We start from the raw sequence: 19,066 nt of genomic DNA on the forward strand, positions 1-19,066 counted from the left end.
CTAACCTAACAAATAAAAAAATGGCAATATATACTGAACAAGAAGCTCGTGAAATTCTTGAAAAAGCAATGAGCTTTTCTAATGCAGATGCTTGCGTAATGTATCTAAGTGGAAGCGAAAGTGGCAATATTCGTTATGCGAGAAATACCGTTTCTACCGCAGGACATCAATCCAACCAATCCTTACAGGTAGTGGCGAACTTCGGAAAAAAATCCGGAACGGCAACCATCGATGAATTCGATGATGAATCTTTAAAAAGTGTGGTACAAAGGGCGGAAGAATTAGCACAGCTTTCTCCTGAAAATCCAGAGTTTATGGATCCTTTAGAACCGCAAACTTATGATAGGCCGGTAAATTATGTAGAGGCAACGGCGAACATTAAACCAGAATATCGGGCTGAAGTTGCTGCAAGTAGTATTCAACCGGCTTCAGAACAGGAAGTCACTGCAGCTGGATTTTTGGATGATGGCGTTTCCTTTAGAGCAATGCTTAATTCAAAGGACCTGTTTGCTTATGATAAATCGACCAACGTGGACTTTACAGTAACTATGCGAACTAATGATGGTACAGGTTCTGGTTGGGTAACCAGGGATTATAATGATATTTCTAAGTTCGATCCGGAAGAAGCTGCTGCAATCGCAATAGAAAAAGCGGTGCTTTCTAAAAAAGCAAGGGCAATAGAACCAGGGAGATATACCGTAATCTTAGAACCTGCCGCTGCCGGAGATCTATTACGAAATATGTACCGCTCTCTTGGCGCACGTACAGCAGATGAAGGTCGTAGTTTTATGTCTAAAGAAGGCGGAGGCACCAAGCTTGGTGAGAAAATAGTGGACGAACGTGTAAATATCTGGAGTGATCCTTTACATCCCGATGTTCCTACAGCAACATGGAATGGGGATGGTTTACCGCTTAAAAAAACATCCTGGTTAGAAAATGGAGTGGTTAAAAATCTTGCCTACGACAGATATTGGGCCTCAAAAAGTGGAGTAGATCCGGTGCCATTTCCACTAAATATGATTATGGAAGGTGGGGACATGTCTAGAGAAGAATTAATAAAAAGTACTAAACGCGGAATTTTAGTAACCCGATTTTGGTATATACGATCTGTAGATCCTCAAACCTTGCTCTATACTGGCCTTACGAGAGATGGAACTTTTTATATTGAAAATGGTGAAATTAAATATCCTGTAAAGAACTTCCGGTTTAATGAAAGTCCTATAATTATGTTGAACAACCTGGAAGCCTTAGGCGAGCAGGTGCGAGTAAACGGAAATTTGATTCCATACATGAAGATTAGAGACTTTACATTTACCAGTCTTTCAGATGCTGTTTAATGTTAAGCTAAAAAAGTAAAATCCATAATCTCGTAGAATTCTATGAGATTATGGATTTAGTATAACTAGAAGAAAATTCATAAACGAAGCCCCTTAATTTGAATAAGGATTTTTTCTTTACCAGGTTACAATACGAATCGGGAGATTGGGACGTAGATCAACGAATGCCTTCCAATCTACTAAATTCTTTGATCGAATACACTACACTGCCCGTGGATCCTCAGGAAAATATTATTTCGTTGGGAAGTGATGAAATTTTTAATTGTCCGTTTTGCTATTTATCGGGACATAAACTCGTCCAGTTTACAAAAGCCGAAAGTGATAATTTTAAAAAATACGTTGAAAATGGCGGTTTCGTATTTGTAGATGATTGCAATCATGATATCGACGGACTTTTCGCTAAATCTTTCGAGCGTCAAATGGAAGAAATTTTTGGCCCACTGGCTTTAAAAAAGATTTCGAACGATCACGAGATTTACTCCAGCTTTTTCGAGTTTGAGGACGGTCCACCAACAACTTCTCAAGAATTAAATGGTTGGGGAGACGATCTGGTACACGAATATCTTAAAGCCATCGAGATCCAGGGAAAGATAGGCGTCTTATATTCTAATAAAGATTATGGTTGTGAATGGGATTATGATTTTAGAAATAAAAGATTTTATCGAATAGACAATACTCGCTTTGGTGTAAACATCGTAATGTATGCACTTACGGCATAAGAGTTTTAAAATATGAATGAAGAATTACTAAATCTTGAAAAAGAAGTAAAAGACCTAACCACCAAAATTGACCTTCTAAAAACGGAGATCGGGAAAATTATTATTGGTCAGGAAGAAACCATAGAACAGTTATTGATCACTTTTCTAGCAGGAGGTCACGCTTTGCTTGAAGGTGTTCCAGGGTTAGCAAAAACCTTAATGATTAGAACCTTATCTGATGCGATAGCGCTAAAGTTTAAAAGGATTCAATTTACACCAGATCTTATGCCATCGGATATTATTGGTACTGAAATTTTAGAGGAAGATCATACGACCGGTAAAAAGTTTTTTGAGTTTAATAAAGGCCCTATTTTCTCGAATATTATTCTGGCTGATGAAATTAACAGAACGCCCCCTAAAACCCAGGCCGCTTTGTTGGAAGCTATGCAGGAGTTTGAAGTTACCTACTCAGGAAAAACCTATAAGCTGGACAAGCCATTTTTTATTCTGGCCACTCAAAACCCTATTGAACAATCGGGAACATTCCCCTTGCCGGAAGCCCAGCAGGACCGCTTTCTTTTATACATTAAAATTGGATATCCAAGCGAGCAGGAAGAAACCAGTATTTTAAAAAGTACAACGAGTTCCGTAAAAAAGAAGGTCAATCCGGTTATTAGCGGAGAAGAAATTTTGCGTTTGCAGGAATTGGTAAGAGAGCTGCCTATAAGCGATGATCTAATTGGTTACGTAAGTAAAATAGTAAGGGCAACACGCCCAGAAACAACGACCATTGATTTTGTAAAAGAGTGGGTAAGTTGGGGTGCGGGACCACGTGCAGGACAGGCAATGATTTTAACTGCAAAAGCCAGGGCATTATCCCAAAAAAGACTGGCAGTAACGAAGGAAGATATTAATGTGGTAGCTTACCCTGTGCTGCGACATCGGGTAATCGTAAATTTTAAAGCTGAAGCGGCAAGAATTACTTCAGATCATGTTACTAAAGATCTATTAAAGAATATCGCTTTTTAGATGGATACGTATCAGGAACTTTTAAAACCAGAGATCGTTCGGGAAATTTCAGGATTGAGCCTGATGTCCCGTGTGATCGTTGATAGTTATTTGCAAGGCCTGAATAAAAGTCGGCATCTTGGTGTCGGGATGGAATTTAGTCAATATCGCGGTTACGAAGCTGGTGACGACCTACGTTTGCTAGACTGGAAGATGCTGGCCAGATCTGGACGCTATTACATCAAACAATCGGAGATCGAATCTCAGATTAGTGTAAAATTTATTATGGATGCCAGCGCTTCGATGGGACACAGTGAGCATAAGATTACCAAAATGGATTTTTTGAGAATTATGGTGGCATCTATTTCATATTTGGCGTATGACCAGGGAGATGATGTTGGACTTTTTGCATTGAATCAGCATGAATTACGGGCTGTTTATCCCAGGGCCGTAAAAAAAGATTTTAACCGATTATTACACGAATTAATTGCTATCGACAATCGTGGAAAGTGGCCGGAAAGTTCGGCTTCTTTCAATCAAATTCATAGTCATCATCGCAAAGAGATCGTGTTTTTTATTACTGATATGCATCAGCATACATGCGAGTTGCAGGAATTTGCAAAAGCTCTAAAAACAGATCGAAATGAAGTTGTTGTACTCCAAATAATAGGGGAGCAGGAAATGGAATTTGAGTATAAGGGCACACTTACTTTTGAGGATATGGAAACTGGCGAAAAAGTAAAAATTACTGCCAAAGAAGCTAAAGCCCAATATTTAAAAGACCTGAAAAAGAGTATAAAGGATAACGAAGATTTCTTCCTTGGAAATGGGATCGATTATCAATTGTTTAAAATGAACGAACCATTAACGGAAACTCTAAAATTATACCTCAAAAAACGAATTAAATTAGCGTAAATGTCTTTTGTAAACCCCACTTATTTATGGAGTCTTTTAGGGCTTTTGGTTCCTATTGCTATTCATTTATGGAATAGGAGCGAGGGAAAAACCATAAAAGTAGGAAGCATAAGGCTAATTAAAGAAAGCCAGACGTCTAAGAGCAGTAGATTGCAGTTTAATGAATTTTTTTTATTGATTTTACGGCTAATTTTAATCAGTTTGGTCTGTTTTATTCTGGCATCTCCTGTATCGATTGCAAAACGTTCAAATCTTAAAATTGCATATGTGGTTGAACCATCGCTATTGAAGTTAAAAAGCTTAAGAGAAGCCTTGGATTCGATAATGGATAAAAATGAAGTGTATTTATTCGCTGAAAATTTTCCTGAATATGACAAAGAAAATTTAGTGTCTAATATTGGAGAAAGAGCATTTGAAAATCCCCAATATTGGCAATTGGCGCAGCAGTTTTTTAAGCTGCATAGCGATAGTCTTGTCGTTTTTAGTAAAGCTAGATTAAACGGAATTAATGGCAAAAGACCCGAAATTGCGCAAAAAGTAAACTGGATTGTTATCGATTCTACAGAAAGTACTAGTGAAATCATAGAAATGACTTCGTTTAAAGATTCGCTAGAGTTATTAGAATTCAATATTCAACAAAATTTAGGGCGATTTTCAAAAATAAGAATAGCTGCTATAGATAGCACTAATTATCATATTACTAAAAATGTATTGCGCCATGAATTAGATACGATACGTGTTCAGTTTTATGACGATTTGATGATTGAAGCTCAGGTTAAATATTTGAAAACTTCATTTACTGCACTGGGGAAATATCTAAAAAGACCGGTTGTTTTTAATGATTTTGAAATTGAAAATTCAGTTAGAAATCCTGGAATTTTGATATGGTTAAGTGCAAAGGAATTACCGGAATTTAGTAATACTATTTTAATTTTTAAGCCGGATGCCTACGCTGAAAAATTAATCGAAAAGACCGAAAAACCCAGTGTTTTTAAGCTTACAGATACACTACACAGAAAAAATATTTTAGAAGAGCATCTGGCTGAAAATCTTTTACCGCTTATTGGTTTACATCCTAAAATAGATTCTAAAATTACAGAGTTTGATATTCGAAATATAGACAAAGAACTTTTAGCGCCTGTTTTTAACTCCCAATCTAAAAAAAGCTATATAGTGCGATTGGATTTGACACCCTGGCTTTGGCTAGCCTTTTTATTGTTTTTTAGTATAGAACGAATCGTTTCAAAACATAGGGAGCAATGAGAAAGGGAGCAAAAGTTCTTTTAGATTTTAAAAAACGCTGGCAGCTTTATGCCTGGTTAAAAGTTATAGGGTTTGCCATGGCTCCATTAATTGTTTTATGTGGCCTAGAGATCAAATTTTGGATTTTGCCAATTGTTTTTATAGTGCTATTGATCGTTTCAATTTTGTTATTAAAACCATTTAAAATAGGGCTTACGCAGGTTGTAAAATTTATAGATACCCGTTTTATTGAGGCTGAATATAGTGCAGCTTTGCTTCTAAAAAAGGATGTTGAGTTATCCAATATTGGGCGATTACAGAAGGAGAAAATTGCACAGCGATTTCAGAAGCGGTCTCAAACACTTCAACCGCCGGTATCATTTAAAAGTCTTGTGATTCTATTGTTTTGTTGCCTGCTAATTGGTTTTGGCCTTCAGTATTTTGGAATTGGACTGCGTACTATGACTGAATTTCAACACAATCAGATAAAACCTTCAGTGAAGTTTACTGCAGTAGATTCAACTTCTGTAGAAAACGATACTCCGGCTATAGCAAATGCTGCTGTGGATATTCGGTATCCAAATTATACGGGAATCGGCAGCTTTCGCAGTGATAAAATGGATATTGAAGTCCTAGAAAATTCGCAGGTACACTGGACGGTGGATTTTGATCAAAAAATTGATTCGGTTATTCTAGAGTTTCAATCTCATTCTTATAAAATGAAGGGCGACAAACAGCGATTTGAAATCGGCAAGAAAATCAACGAACCTGTAGTTTATAATTTCCGGTATTTTGATTCGTTGGGTAACGAATATATTTCAGATCTTCATGGTATTAGCGTTTTTGAGGATGAAAACCCGGTGATCGAGATTGAAAATTTAGATCAATTTACATCATTTAATTTTTCCGATGAAAAAAAGCTTCAGTTTAGCTCGAGAATAAAAGATGATTTCGGAATTGACGAGGCATATATTATTGCTACGGTAAGCAAGGGTAGTGGGGAATCGGTGAAATTTAGGGAAGAAAGAATAGAATTTCAGCAATCGATTAATTCGGGTGCAAAAAGCCAGGAAATTTTTCAGGAGATAGATATGGATCGCCTGAACATGGAACCCGGAGATGAACTTTATTTTTATGTTGAAGCTTTAGATCTTAAGGAACCAATAGCCAATGTAACGCGAAGTGAAACCTATTTTGCGGAGATTAAAGACACTGTAAAAATGGATTATATGGAATCCAGTGGTATGGGGGTTGATTTGTTGCCGGATTATTTTAGGAGTCAACGTCAACTTATTATTGATACTGAAAAACTAATCAATGAAAAACCTGAGATTAGCCGAAAGGAATTTGAGAGCAGAAGCAATAATCTTGGTTTTGATCAAAAAACCTTGCGCTTAAAATACGGGCAGTTTATGGGAGATGAAGCCGAAGGAAGCCTGGCGTCTGAAAATGCTGAAAGTCTGGATGGCGAAGAGGATTTACTTGCGGCATATTCGCATAGACACGATAGTGATAATGAGCATAACTTGGTCGAAGAACATGAACATGGGCATAAAGAAGAGGAAGAAGATCCATTAGAAAAATATGTACATAATCACGAAGATCCAGAAGAATCTACTTTGTTTGCAAAATCATTAAAAACGCAGTTGCGGCAGGCGATAAACCAGATGTGGGATGCCGAATTACAGTTACGGATTTATGAGCCAAAAGCTTCACTCGAGTACCAATATCGCGCCTTAGAATTAATCCAGAATATTAAAAATAGTTCACGCATCTATGTACATCGCATAGGTTTTGATCCGCCACCATTGAAAGAAGATAAGCGTTTAACGGGTGAATTGAAAGATGTGGGGAGCTATCAAACAACGCAGGATTATGAGCAGGATTTAATATTTGAAGGAATTAGGAAAGCAATTGCTGAATTGGGCAAATTACAGGAAAGTAAATCTGATAAATTAAGCGAAAGGAGTAAAGAAATATTTAATGAAGCCGGTATAGAGCTGGCAAGAGAAGCCATTGAAAAGCCCGGACAATTTTTAGGTACTTTAAAAGCTTTAAAGAAGCTAAGTGGTGGCCAGCTTGAAGGTTTTAATCTACAGGAAATTCAGCATGCTTTGTGGGAAGCCTTACCAAAGCCAAAAGATAAAGCAATACCATCCAGATCATATCAAAACAATCTGGATCAATTAATGTTGGAAGAATTGGAGGCTTATGAACAGTGAAATTACATTTCTAAATGATCGGCTTTTAAGTTTTTACCTTTTAGGTGGGATGGTTTTGTTCATCGCTTTGGTCTATAAGGAATATGGTAATACTCGAAAAAGCGTTTTTTATCTAAGAGTTTCGATAGGTTTAATAGCTATTTTTTCGTTGCTGGCGATTGCATTAAGACCGGCTTATCCAAATAAGAAAAATAGTAACAAAGCTATTGTAATTACTGGTGGAGCCGATAAAACCCAATTAGATAGTTTAAAAAAAATATATCCAAAAATAACGACCGTCGATTATAAATCAGGAGATTTTATAAAGCCAAAATTAGAAGGGACGGCCAAGGTTTTTCTATTGGGTTATGGTATTGAAGAATACGACCTGTTTCAATTTGAAAATAAGGATGTAGTTTACCTACCTTCTAAATTGCCACCTGGAATTGATAAAATAAAATATTCAAAAACAGTTTTTCAAGGTGAAAATGTAAACATTCGGGCTCATTTTTATAAATCAAAACCTGGTAATAAAGTTTATTTAGAGGATTTTGGCGGCAATAAGCTTGATTCAGCCGTGATAAGAGATGGTGAATTTAAACTGAATGCGGTGACTAAACTTACAGGTGAATTTGTTTATCAATTAACAGTTATAGATTCGATAGGGGAGCAGGTAATACAGGAGCCCCTTCCCGTTAAGATTAATGCCCCCAAAAAATTGCGAATATTAATCCTCAATAATTTTCCAAATTTTGAAACCCGGTATCTCAAGAATTTCTTAGCAGAAGAGGGACATCAAATTACCCTTAGAACACAGTTAACAAGCAATCGCTTTAAATATGAATATTTGAATACTAAAACACAAGTTTTTTCCGGTATCACTGAGGATTCTCTTAAGGATTTTGATGTTTTAGTCCTCGATACACCTGGTTTTAGCCAGCTTTCTGTAAATGAAAAGCAGATTTTGGAATCGGCCGTTAAAAAAGATGGTTTAGGTATTTATGTCCAGCAAGTTGAAGATAATTTTAAGGAAAAAACATTTGTAAATTTTGTCACTCAATTTGATGGTTTGCCAGAAATGAAGTGGCATAATGAGTCGCAGATTGAGCTTTATAAATATCCATATATCTTTCAGAAAACAGCAAATACTTACTCTTTATTAGAGGTCGAAGATAATCTGGCAGTTTATCAGTATTTAGGTAGGGGGAAAGTGGGTAGCGGTGTTTTTCAGAATACGTATCAATTGCTTTTAAAGGGTAACAAACCGGTGTACAGGGAAATTTGGACAGGTATTTTTAAAGAGATCTCTAAGCCATCATGGGAAAGTGTAAACTGGCAATTAGTAACTGATATCGGTTTAGTTAATGTCCCAGTAGATATTCGTATTAAAACAGCTTTGGCAAGACCAGCACTAACCGATAATTTAGAACATCATATTGCATTACTCCAACATGCGGATATATCAGACGAGTATGTAGCAAGGATTTATCCTGAGAAAGAGGGCTGGAATCATTTAAAATTATCAGCTGATGATAGCATTTTAAATTTTAAATTTTATGTATTTAAGGATGATGATTGGAGTACAAAAAGGCGTAGTAATTTACTAAAAAATAGTCAATCGTACTTTAATAATGTTGCAGAAGCTCAAGAAAAGGAGCTGTTATTAAAGCCAATTAATGTATACTGGTTTTATTTTATTTTTATAGGATGCGTGAGCTTTTTATGGTTACATCCTAAGTTAAAAAAATGATATTTTAAAAATTAAGCAGTCGCTAATACAATAATTACTATTTCTGGTAGTTTAGGAATAAGAAGGTTTACAGAAGGGAATAAGAAATTTTAACTATTTTTATAGTTGATTTTAACACAAAGGACTTATTATATTTTATGTGAAACCGTATGTTTGTTGAACCTAATCATTGTTTCGTTAATTTGTATTAGCCTACAAACTGGAATAATATGGTAAAAGGGAGCACATTTGCTCCCTTTTTAGTTTTACCATTTTTGTAGAAATGATAAATTATGGAAATCCAGAGTTTGTAATGATATTTACTTAAAATTTCTCTCCTAAAATTTCGTTAATTTATAAGTATTATATGTAATTTTGAAATTCCGAAATTAATAATTGATGAGTACTATTGAAAAAATAACTTTGATTGTCGCCATTGTTGACGTGCTTGCGGTAGTTATTTTTTATATTCTTTTAAAAAGATCAAAAAATAAAAATTCTTGATGGATATCTATCCAGATTTCAAATTAAAAAAGCCTGAAAAATGATTTCAGGCTTTTTGCATTTCGGGGATCTCATTTTAGTTAATATAACTAATAACGAACTAACGATTGATATAAAAATAAAAACAAAACAAAATTTTAAAATCTAGTATTTTATACGTTGGTTTAAAATTTCCGGAAGCAGGAGTTATGGGATTTGTTTCCGCTTCCGGATCTTGATCTAACCAATGTAATCTCAACTATAATAATTTTTCTATCTTATAATTTTGTAACTTTTTAAGAGCATAACATTTTTCTTTATTGATATCGATAATTTTACCCATTTGTTTGGCTTTTTCTTTAAGAGAATAAAGTGTGAAAGCGGCTGGCAAATCTATTTCAGAGATACTATTAATATCTATGTTTAAAATATCTTTCGCCTTTTCTAAATGTGATTGTAACTCAGTCTCAATACTTTTAATGGAAGCATTCAACACACCAGATATTTTAATTAAGTGATTTTTCCCATTTGTAGCCATTCCTACGTACATTTCTTATCGTTAAATTACAAATCAATTCATCTTCTAAGATATTTATTATGCAGGCGGTTATATTTTTAGGATAAGCGGTAGGATTTTATATGTAAGTAGTTAAATCACATCAATGCTATTTAATACGTTTTTCCGAAATCTCCTACTAATAGGTATTACTTTATTCCCTATTAAGACACTATTATCTTCGATATCTTTTATTTTATTGATATTAATAATATAAGAGCGATGTGTTTGTACAAAATTTTCGCAGTCTAATTTTTCAATCAACTTTCTTAAGCTGCAGTAAGTAAAAATTTTTTGAGCTTCGAGATGAATAAAAACATAATTTCCACAAGCTTCAACATAATTAATGTCGTTAGGATTAATTTTTATTAGGCGCTTATCACTTTGTACATAGAATGATTTAGGGATGCTCATTTGTACTTTCCGTTTGCCAATAGCCTTATCGACTGCTTTTAAGAACCTGTTCTTTTTAATTGGTTTTAGAAGATAATCAAGAACATGATCAAAATCAAATGCTTCAATAGCATATTCTGTAGTCGATGATATTAAAATAACCTGAGGAGAATCTTTCAGTAGAGATAGCAATTCAAATCCACTAATATCAGGAAGCATTATGTCTAAAAATATTAAATCAATATTTTGATTCGACTTAATAAACTTCAATGCTTCAAGCGCACTCCCAAAAGTTCCTGCAAGCTTTAAATTGGTATGCTCCTGAATTAGCATTTTACATAAAGAAACCTGTAATTCTTCGTCATCAACAATTATACATCTCATTACTTCCAATTTGAGGAATAACTAATTAAGTGTTAATTTATTTAACAATATAACCAAAATATTGATTATATCTTTTGATTTGATATATTGTTAATAACTTTTTTAATTCATTAAAGACACTAATTTGTGTGTTTTTTTTCTCTTTTTTAATCAGTTTGATTAAAATTTTAACCGGATATTAAGTAAAGCTTGTGTTTTCTGAAAGAGTTTAAAGCGTAGTGATTAATTAGATTTGTAAAATAACCAGAAAAAATCTAACCAGCATGAACTCATTAGCAAATAACGGGAATATATCCTACCGCGAAACCTTACGAAAAATTAGGCAGAAACATCAAATTAAACCAAATGAGCGGCATTTTTTAAAAGAATTAAAACATGCTAATATTAGATGTTTGGCATTTACTACTGATGGTGGCTTTTGTGAAAAAGGCAATTTTTATAAAAATCTGGAAGCAGGGCTTGGTACCATTCGTATTAATTACCAGGATCAGTACACAGCAAAAGAAAAAGTGTTGATCCTAAATAAATTAGAGAAAGAAATAGAGGATATTCCTATCGATTTCCAGATCAATGCCTTATACCAAAAAATCGAAGATGCTTTTTGCTTTTATTCTCAGGCATTGGATGAATCAAACCGTTTATATTTTAAGACGCTATTTAAAAATCTTTGCTTTCATAAAAAAGCTTACATATCAGGATTAAAATCTCAGTATAAACTTGCCAATTACAGGAGAAAGCAAAATGGATTAAAATGTAAGGAATTAAGAAATAAGGGAAGGGACTTTGTCGTTAAAAGAGGCTTAGAATTACAATCTGAATTAGAATCCCTTTACCGTGATTTAATACCTAATATTTCTGATCAACAGGAGCGTCATACTTTAGAAAGTCATCTTAAATATGTACTGGAAGATAAACAATTGTTTTCCAGGTTAAAAAGTGACAAGTTTTTAATATAGTTTTGCTTGATAATCTAGATTAGGTGTTGCGGTTCCGTTCCAAACTATCGATATTTGGATCCATGAAAAATAACTTCTACTAAGTAGCTCATGTCAAGCTCATGAGTTACTTAGTAGAAGTATTTTATTGATATCGTTTAAGGATATAAAACCCACGGTTGCGATTTGCCGATTTGCCAATGTTATATTCGCTCTGCTGTTAGCAGTTAGAATGTAGAGAATAGAGTTTTGCACATAAAATTTTGAATTTTAAATGTTTGTGGTGAATACTTAAAGCTGAAGACCGACGGCTATATAACAAGCTAAGACCTTGAATCTAGAATTTTGAACTCTTGCACTTTAAACTTTCAAACTTTCAAACCTTCAACTTATTATACCATGTCAAGAAACTGGAAAAATTATGGAATTTTTTAAGTTATTGATGTTTTTTATTGAATTTTTGCTTAGAAACCCCTCTTTAAATCTTGTTTATTCTAAAAAAATACAACCTTATTTTACTGAATATTAAATAATTATTTGCTTTATGTAAAATAATGTAGAAGTTCTTGTAGGTAATCCAAAGATTCTATAGCTTTGGCGCTGCAAATGAAATCATTGTTTAAATACATATCGTTTTTTCTACTCCTCCTTAATGGTTATGGCCATCTTCATGCCAGTAATCTACAGGAGAATAATGATTTTATTGTAGACGACTTTTGTTTTCAGGATCAACTGGATTTAGGTTTTGATTATTTTGATGATAGTGATGCACTAATTCATGAAAAATCAAGATCCAATCCAGACAAAAAATTTTCTGAAACTGAAGAGATCGAAATTGAAGAAGCACAAAATGATTCGGATTCAGATACTGATGCTTCAAAAAAAAATATAGAGACTGGCGATTACGTTACCGGTCTTTTCTACATTGTACTTTCTGCTTATCACGATAACAGTCTTCGTGATTACGAACCTTATTTTTCAAAGCACCAAAAAATTTCATCTTACCCATCTATTTGTGTGAGATATTGCGTGTTTAGAATATGATTTTCTAAGTCTGGATTATTTATCTACAATCCAGCAAACTTCAATTTTTAAAAATAGTCTATTAAAGCATTTGTCTATCGGTTTATGTTTAGCGGTGATTTATAGACTTTCATAAGGTTTCCCCTAATTTTTATCACTTTTAAATTTGAAATTATGATGAGTAGAATTCTCATGATTGTTAGTCTGTGTGCTATGTTTTTAGGCATGGGCTGTGAATCCCACAAAGAAAAGAAAGAAGAAAAATCCAGGTATCTGGTAACAAGCCCGCTTCGTAAAGATACCCTGGTCGTCAATCAATACGTAGCGCAAATTCAATCTATAAGAAATATAGAAGTGCGGGCGCAGGAGAGAGGTTATCTTGAAGATATCTATGTAGATGAAGGACAGTTTGTGAAAAAAGGGCAGTTAATGTTTAAAATTATGCCTAAGCTTTACAAAGCCGAATTACAAAAGGCTGAGGCTGAAGCCCATTTTGCCGAAATAGAATACGAAAATACCAAACAATTAGCCGATAGTAATGTTGTTGCTCCTAACGAATTAGCAATGTCAAAAGCTAAGTTAGAAAAAGCAAAGGCTGAAAAGTCGCTAGCGCAGGTACATTTAGAATTCACTGAAATTAGAGCTCCCTTTGACGGAATTGTAGACAGACTTCATTTAAAGTTAGGAAGTTTGGTGGAAGAAGGAGAATTACTTACCAGTTTATCCGATAACAGCGATATGTGGGTTTATTATAATGTTCCTGAAGCCGAATATTTGGACTATCAGCAAGCCATTCACGAAGATGATACGGTAAAAGTAGAATTGCTGATGGCCAATAACCAGGTTTACAAGCATGATGGTTATGTACAAACTATCGAAGGAGAATTTAATAACGAAACCGGGAATATTGCTTTTAGAGCAAGTTTTCCGAACCCAGAAGGTCTTTTAAGACATGGTGAAACCGGTAGTGTTCTTACCAAAGTCCCCTTTAATAACTCATTACTAATTCCCCAAAAAGCCACATTCGAGGTGCTAAGTAAGCATTATGTATATGTTATAAACGAAGATGATAAAATCGAAGCAAGAGAAATTAGTCTTGCCGGTGAGCTTCCGCATATTTATGCCATAAGTGATGGAATTACTGAGGATGATAAAATTCTTTTAGAAGGACTTCGTAAAGTTAGAGAAGGAGATGAGATCGAGTACGAATTTGAAGATCCTCAGGAGGTTATAGGTCACCTTGAACTTTATGCCGAGTAATTTATTTTCATGAAAATTGGCAATTGGAAGGTTTTTTTAGAATTAAAATTTCAAGAACCTTTCAAATTCCTGACAGATTGAACATTATAGGTTAATCTGTATAGGCATTTATAAAAAATGTTTTGATGGTTTTTGTTTCGTTTCGAAATGAGGCATGTGTTAATAATCATCACTTAAATCTCGATACCGAGTAAAATTTAATAAGACTATGTTTAAACGATTTATACATAGACCCGTATTTGCAATTGTTATTTCTATTATAATTGTATTTATGGGGTCTTTAGCAATAAAACAACTGCCTATATCGCAGTTTCCCCAAATTGCGCCTACCACAGTAAATATATTTGTAGCCTATCCGGGCGCCAGTGCAGATGTATTGGTAAAATCTACCCTTATTACTTTGGAGAATTCAATAAATGGGGTGCAGGGAATGCGTTATCTGGCAACAGATGCAACCAGTGCCGGTGAGGCCACATTACGAGTGATCTTTGAACCTGGGACGGATCCTAATGATGCCGTGGTAAGGGTAAAAACACGGGTCGATCAGGTAATGCCTTTATTACCAGAGTTGGTACAAAGGGAAGGGGTAGTGATTACACCTATCCAGCCGAGTATGTTAATGTATGTAAACCTCTACTCGAAAAAGGAAAGTATGGATGAAAAATTTCTATACAATTACGCCAACGTAAAAATGATTCCTGAAATAAACAGGATTAAAGGGATCGCGAGATCTACTATTTTGGGTAGCCGTAAATATGCCATGCGTGTTTGGTTAAACCCAGATAGAATGCGTGCTTATAATGTTTCTGTAGATGAAGTTATGGAGGCAATGAAAGAGCAAAGTATCGTAGGTAGGCCAGGACGTTTAGGTAGAAGTTCAGGAATAAAGGCACAGTCTTTAGAATACGTACTTACCTACAAAGGTCGCTATAGCGAACCTGAAGAATACGAGAATATTATTGTTAGGGCAAACCCCGATGGGCAAAGTTTGCGATTAAAAGATATTGGTAGGGTAGAGTTAGGAAGTGAGTTTTTTGATATCTATTCTAATCTGGACGGTCATCCATCAGCGGCGATCGTATTAAAACAAAGTTATGGTAGTAATGCCAGTGATGTAATTGAAGAAGTTAAGGCCGAACTGGAGAAAATGAAAGAAGATTTCCCTCCTGGTATGGATTATAAGCTTAGCTATGATGTATCTCAATTTTTGGATGCCTCAATAGAACAGGTGGTTCACACCCTACGTGATGCTTTTATCCTGGTAGCTATTGTAGTGTTTATTTTCTTGGGAGACTGGCGTTCTACCTTAATTCCTATTTTGGCGGTTCCGGTGTCTTTGGTAGGGGCATTTTTCGTGATTCAATTCTTCGGAATTTCAATTAACCTGGTAACCTTGTTTGCTTTAGTACTTGCCATTGGTATCGTGGTAGATGATGCCATTGTGGTCGTCGAGGCCGTGCACGCAAAATTTGATGAATATCCGGATATTTCTCCTTATGTAGCCGTAAAACAGGTGCTTGGAGAAATAGGGGGTGCAATTATTGCTATTACGGCAGTAATGGTTTCGGTATTCCTGCCTATTTCATTTATGTCTGGACCAGTTGGTACATTCTACAGACAGTTTTCGATCACCATGGCCAGTTCCATTGTGATTTCAGCAATTATAGCACTTACCCTTACGCCGGTTTTATGTGCGATGCTGCTTAAAAATCACCATGGTAAAGAGCATAAACAAAATTTCCTTACTAAAGGATTAGATAAATTCAATTCAGGATTCGATAAGCTTACCGGTAAATACGTTGGTATATTAAAAAGAATGGTAAGTCGTAGATGGTTAACCTTCGGGATTTTAGTAGCCTTTTGTGCCGGTATTTATCTTGAAAGTCAGGTCTTACCTTCTGGTTTTGTGCCTAGTGAAGACCAGGGAACTATTTATGCCATTATTCAAACACCTCCGGGAGCAACCTTGGAGCGAACTAATGAAGTTTCCAGAAAGTTACAGAGTATTTGTGAAGAAGTAGAAGGAATAGAATCGGTATCCTCGTTGGCAGGTTATGAAATTATGACTGAAGGGCGTGGATCTAACGCAGGTACCTGTTTAATTAACCTTAAAAACTGGTCTGACCGTAAACATACAGTTACCGAAATTATGGAAGAGCTGGAGGAAAAATCCAAAGACCTAGGTGCGGTTATCGAATTCTTTGAGCCACCGGCAATTCCAGGTTTCGGTTCTTCTGGAGGCTTCTCTATGCGTCTATTAGATGAAAATACGGAAACCGATTATCAGGATTTCGATAAGATCAATCAGGAGTTTATGGAGAATTTAAGAAAACGTCCGGAGCTAAAAGGGCTGTTTACTTTCTTTGCCGCCAACTATCCACAGTACGAATTAGAGTTCAATAATGAACTGGCCATGCAAAAAGGAGTATCCATTGGCGATGCTATGGAAAACCTGAATATTTTAATTGGTAGTACTTACGAGCAGGGATTTATTAAATACAACCGTTTCTTTAAGGTGTATGTACAGTCAGACCCTCAGTTTAGACGTCTACCTTCAGATATTCTGGACATGTACGTGAAAAATGATCATGGTGAAATGGTCCCGTATTCTGCATTTATGAAACTGAAAAAACTACAGGGTCCAAATGAGGTAACTCGTTTTAATATGTACAATTCGGCTGCAATTCGTGGATTACCGGCTGAAGGATATACCACAGCAGACGCTATTGATGCTATTAAACAAGTTGCCAAAGAAACGCTTCCTAAAAACTACGACATCGCCTGGGAAGGATTATCGTATGATGAAGCGCGAAGAGGGAACGAATCGATTTACATTTTCTTAATCGTATTGGTCTTTGTGTATTTTGTGCTTGCTGCCCAGTACGAAAGTTTTATAATTCCGTTATCGGTAATATTTTCATTACCTGTAGGAGTGTTTGGTTCGTTTATGCTGTTAAAGTTAATGGGACTTCAAAACGATATCTATGCCCAAATTGGTTTAATCATGCTGGTAGGGCTTCTGGGTAAAAATGCTGTGTTAATCGTTGAATTTGCCGTTATGAAACATAGTGAAGGCCTTAGTGTATTAGAAGCGGCCATAGAAGGAGCTAAAGTGCGTTTTAGACCCATTTTAATGACGTCTTTCGCATTTATTGCCGGTTTAATTCCGTTGATCATTGCTACCGGAGCAGGAGCTGTAGGTAACAGAACCTTAGGAGCTTCGGCACTTGGAGGAATGCTCTTTGGAACCATATTCGGTGTAATTATCGTACCAGGACTATACTACATTTTCGGAAGTCTTGCTGAAGGAAAATCATTGATTAAATACGAAGACGAAAATCCATTAACAGAAGATTTTGATTATGATAAATAGATTTAAAAAATATAAGCGTTTCTCTTATTTAGGCGTTACAGCAGGAATTATGCTGAGTATTACGTCTTGTGTACCTTCATTATCAGAGAAAACCGCAAGTAAAGAGGTTCCCGGGAATTATCATAATTCCCAGGATTCTCTTGCTACTAAAAGTTTTAATTCCGCAGATACTACAAGCTCGGCTTCTATAGATTGGAAAACATTTTTTGATGATCCCAACCTGATAGCTTTAATTGATACCGCGCTTGAAAATAATCAGGAGTTAAATATTATGCTGCAGGAGCTAAAGGTCGCTCAAAGTGAAGTACAGGCTAGAAAAGGTGAATATTTACCATCAATTGGATTAAAAGCAGGTGCTGGAGTTGATAAAGTGGGTAAATATACACGCGATGGAGCAGTAGAAGAGAATTTGGAGATTAAAGAAGGAAAGGCCTTTCCGGATCCACTTCCTGATTACATGATAGGCTTAAATGCGCAGTGGGAAGTAGATATTTGGAACAAACTTCATAACGCTAAAAAATCTGCCGTGATGCGCTATTTATCCAGCGTAGAGGGAAGAAATTTTATGGTAACCAATTTGATAGCTGAAATTGCTAATTCTTATTACGAATTACTGGCTTTAGATAATCAGCTCCAGATTGTGAAAAATAATATCGAAATTCAGGAAAGAGCCTACAGGATTGTAAAATTACAGATGCAGGCCGCTCGTGTTACCCAGCTTGCGGTAAGTAAATTTAATGCAGAAGTCTTACATACCAAAAGCTTACAATATGATATTCAGCAAAGAATTACGGAAACAGAAAATAAGCTGAATTTCCTTGTTGGTCGTTATCCACAACCAATAGCGCGTAGTACTGAAGCATTTGCAACGATACTTCCAAAGCAAATCGATGCTGGTTTACCGGCGCAATTATTACAGAACAGGCCGGATATACGTCAGGCAGAATTTGAGCTTCAGGCATCAAAACTTGATATTAAAGTTGCAAAAGCCCGATTTTATCCTTCATTCGGGATTTCAGCGAATATCGGGTATCAGGCTTTTAATCCGGATTACCTGTTAAATACACCAGAATCCTTAATTTATTCTGTTGCAGGGGATCTGGTAGCACCTTTAGTGAACCGAAATGCCATAAAAGCAGCCTATAAAACTGCAAATGCCAAGCAAATTCAGGCGGCTTTCGATTACGAACAAACCGTTTTGAAAGCCTATATAGAAGTGGCCAATCAATTGTCTAAAATCGATAATCTTAAGAAGAGTTATGATTTAAGAGCTGCGGAAGTAGATGCCTTAACGGAGTCGATAAAGATCTCGAATAAATTGTTTAGAAATGCAAGAGCAGAATATATGGAGGTGTTAATGACCCAAAGGGATGCCCTGGAATCTAAATTTGATCTTGTAGAAACTAAAATGCAACAAATGACGGCTGTTGTGAATATGTATCAGGCGCTTGGTGGCGGCTGGAATAAAGATTAATTTTTTGTTTTATTGTTTGTTTATTTAAATTGCCGAAAAAGCTCTCAGAATTATA

The 19,066-nt window shown here is 35.5% G+C and carries 14 protein-coding genes; 12 read left to right on the forward strand and 2 right to left on the reverse strand.

Features of this window, described 5'->3' with window-relative positions; all coding sequences use genetic code 11:
- Positions 1–20 precede the first annotated feature (20 nt).
- The 7 genes from ZPR_RS09230 to ZPR_RS09260 all read left to right on the forward strand — a co-directional run bounded on the left by ZPR_RS09230 (position 21) and on the right by ZPR_RS09260 (position 9,151).
- Complete coding sequence (locus tag ZPR_RS09230) at positions 21–1,337, forward strand: TldD/PmbA family protein (protein ID WP_013071373.1); 1,317 nt, start codon at positions 21–23, stop codon at positions 1,335–1,337.
- Positions 1,338–1,435: 98 nt separating this feature from the next.
- Positions 1,436–2,056, forward strand: coding sequence for a DUF4159 domain-containing protein (locus ZPR_RS09235; protein WP_013071374.1), 621 nt, complete (start codon positions 1,436–1,438; stop codon positions 2,054–2,056).
- A 12-nt stretch (positions 2,057–2,068) separates the two neighbouring features.
- Positions 2,069–3,064 (forward strand): AAA family ATPase, encoded by a 996-nt coding sequence (locus tag ZPR_RS09240; RefSeq protein ID WP_013071375.1) that lies wholly within the window; start codon positions 2,069–2,071, stop codon positions 3,062–3,064.
- Positions 3,065–3,958 carry a DUF58 domain-containing protein gene (locus ZPR_RS09245; protein WP_013071376.1) on the forward strand — a complete coding sequence of 298 codons (894 nt, stop codon included), beginning with the start codon at positions 3,065–3,067 and terminating at the stop codon, positions 3,956–3,958.
- On the forward strand, positions 3,959–5,221 hold the full coding sequence (locus tag ZPR_RS09250; protein ID WP_013071377.1) for a BatA domain-containing protein: 1,263 nt from the start codon (positions 3,959–3,961) through the stop codon (positions 5,219–5,221). It begins immediately after the preceding gene.
- Positions 5,218–7,422, forward strand: a complete 2,205-nt coding sequence (locus tag ZPR_RS09255; protein WP_013071378.1) for a hypothetical protein — start codon at positions 5,218–5,220, stop codon at positions 7,420–7,422. Before ZPR_RS09250 ends, ZPR_RS09255 begins: the two co-directional genes overlap by 4 nt.
- The gene (locus ZPR_RS09260; RefSeq protein ID WP_013071379.1) at positions 7,412–9,151 is read left to right on the forward strand and encodes a DUF4369 domain-containing protein; all 1,740 of its coding nucleotides are present in this window, start codon (positions 7,412–7,414) and stop codon (positions 9,149–9,151) included. The genes ZPR_RS09255 and ZPR_RS09260 overlap by 11 nt, the downstream gene beginning before the upstream one ends.
- A 721-nt stretch (positions 9,152–9,872) precedes the next feature.
- Here the strand turns inward: ZPR_RS09260 and ZPR_RS09265 are convergent.
- On the reverse strand, positions 9,873–10,163 hold the full coding sequence (locus tag ZPR_RS09265) for a hypothetical protein (RefSeq protein WP_013071381.1): 291 nt from the start codon (positions 10,161–10,163) through the stop codon (positions 9,873–9,875).
- A gap of 99 nt (positions 10,164–10,262) precedes the next feature.
- Positions 10,263–10,946 (reverse strand): LytR/AlgR family response regulator transcription factor, encoded by a 684-nt coding sequence (locus ZPR_RS09270; protein WP_013071382.1) that lies wholly within the window; start codon positions 10,944–10,946, stop codon positions 10,263–10,265.
- A gap of 263 nt (positions 10,947–11,209) precedes the next feature.
- On the opposite strand from ZPR_RS09270, the gene ZPR_RS09275 reads away from it, so the two are divergent.
- From ZPR_RS09275 to ZPR_RS09295, 5 genes are all read left to right on the forward strand, one after another.
- Positions 11,210–11,902, forward strand: a complete 693-nt coding sequence (locus ZPR_RS09275) for a hypothetical protein (RefSeq protein WP_013071383.1) — start codon at positions 11,210–11,212, stop codon at positions 11,900–11,902.
- A gap of 585 nt (positions 11,903–12,487) precedes the next feature.
- Positions 12,488–12,925 (forward strand): hypothetical protein, encoded by a 438-nt coding sequence (locus ZPR_RS09280; RefSeq protein ID WP_013071385.1) that lies wholly within the window; start codon positions 12,488–12,490, stop codon positions 12,923–12,925.
- A 156-nt stretch (positions 12,926–13,081) separates the two neighbouring features.
- Positions 13,082–14,164: an efflux RND transporter periplasmic adaptor subunit gene (locus ZPR_RS09285; RefSeq protein ID WP_041578808.1), complete on the forward strand. Its 1,083-nt coding sequence runs from the start codon at positions 13,082–13,084 to the stop codon at positions 14,162–14,164.
- A 208-nt stretch (positions 14,165–14,372) separates the two neighbouring features.
- On the forward strand, positions 14,373–17,537 hold the full coding sequence (locus tag ZPR_RS09290; RefSeq protein ID WP_041578809.1) for an efflux RND transporter permease subunit: 3,165 nt from the start codon (positions 14,373–14,375) through the stop codon (positions 17,535–17,537).
- Complete coding sequence (locus tag ZPR_RS09295) at positions 17,527–19,011, forward strand: TolC family protein (RefSeq protein ID WP_013071388.1); 1,485 nt, start codon at positions 17,527–17,529, stop codon at positions 19,009–19,011. The genes ZPR_RS09290 and ZPR_RS09295 overlap by 11 nt, the downstream gene beginning before the upstream one ends.
- Positions 19,012–19,066: the final 55 nt, after the last annotated feature.

The sequence above is a fragment of the Zunongwangia profunda SM-A87 genome (assembly GCF_000023465.1).
GTDB classification, from domain to species: domain Bacteria; phylum Bacteroidota; class Bacteroidia; order Flavobacteriales; family Flavobacteriaceae; genus Zunongwangia; species Zunongwangia profunda.

Excerpts from the sequence above, each read along its gene's own strand:
- ZPR_RS09230 (WP_013071373.1), top strand. The coding sequence starts at position 21 with ATGGCAATATATACTGAACAAGAAGCTCGTGAAATTCTTGAAAAAGCA.
- ZPR_RS09240 (WP_013071375.1), top strand. The coding sequence starts at position 2,069 with ATGAATGAAGAATTACTAAATCTTGAAAAAGAAGTAAAAGACCTAACC.
- ZPR_RS09245 (WP_013071376.1), top strand. The coding sequence starts at position 3,065 with ATGGATACGTATCAGGAACTTTTAAAACCAGAGATCGTTCGGGAAATT.
- ZPR_RS09250 (WP_013071377.1), top strand. The coding sequence starts at position 3,959 with ATGTCTTTTGTAAACCCCACTTATTTATGGAGTCTTTTAGGGCTTTTG.
- ZPR_RS09255 (WP_013071378.1), top strand. The coding sequence starts at position 5,218 with ATGAGAAAGGGAGCAAAAGTTCTTTTAGATTTTAAAAAACGCTGGCAG.
- ZPR_RS09260 (WP_013071379.1), top strand. The coding sequence starts at position 7,412 with ATGAACAGTGAAATTACATTTCTAAATGATCGGCTTTTAAGTTTTTAC.
- ZPR_RS09265 (WP_013071381.1), bottom strand. The coding sequence starts at position 10,163 with ATGTACGTAGGAATGGCTACAAATGGGAAAAATCACTTAATTAAAATA.
- ZPR_RS09270 (WP_013071382.1), bottom strand. The coding sequence starts at position 10,946 with ATGAGATGTATAATTGTTGATGACGAAGAATTACAGGTTTCTTTATGT.
- ZPR_RS09275 (WP_013071383.1), top strand. The coding sequence starts at position 11,210 with ATGAACTCATTAGCAAATAACGGGAATATATCCTACCGCGAAACCTTA.
- ZPR_RS09280 (WP_013071385.1), top strand. The coding sequence starts at position 12,488 with ATGAAATCATTGTTTAAATACATATCGTTTTTTCTACTCCTCCTTAAT.
- ZPR_RS09285 (WP_041578808.1), top strand. The coding sequence starts at position 13,082 with ATGAGTAGAATTCTCATGATTGTTAGTCTGTGTGCTATGTTTTTAGGC.
- ZPR_RS09290 (WP_041578809.1), top strand. The coding sequence starts at position 14,373 with ATGTTTAAACGATTTATACATAGACCCGTATTTGCAATTGTTATTTCT.
- ZPR_RS09295 (WP_013071388.1), top strand. The coding sequence starts at position 17,527 with ATGATAAATAGATTTAAAAAATATAAGCGTTTCTCTTATTTAGGCGTT.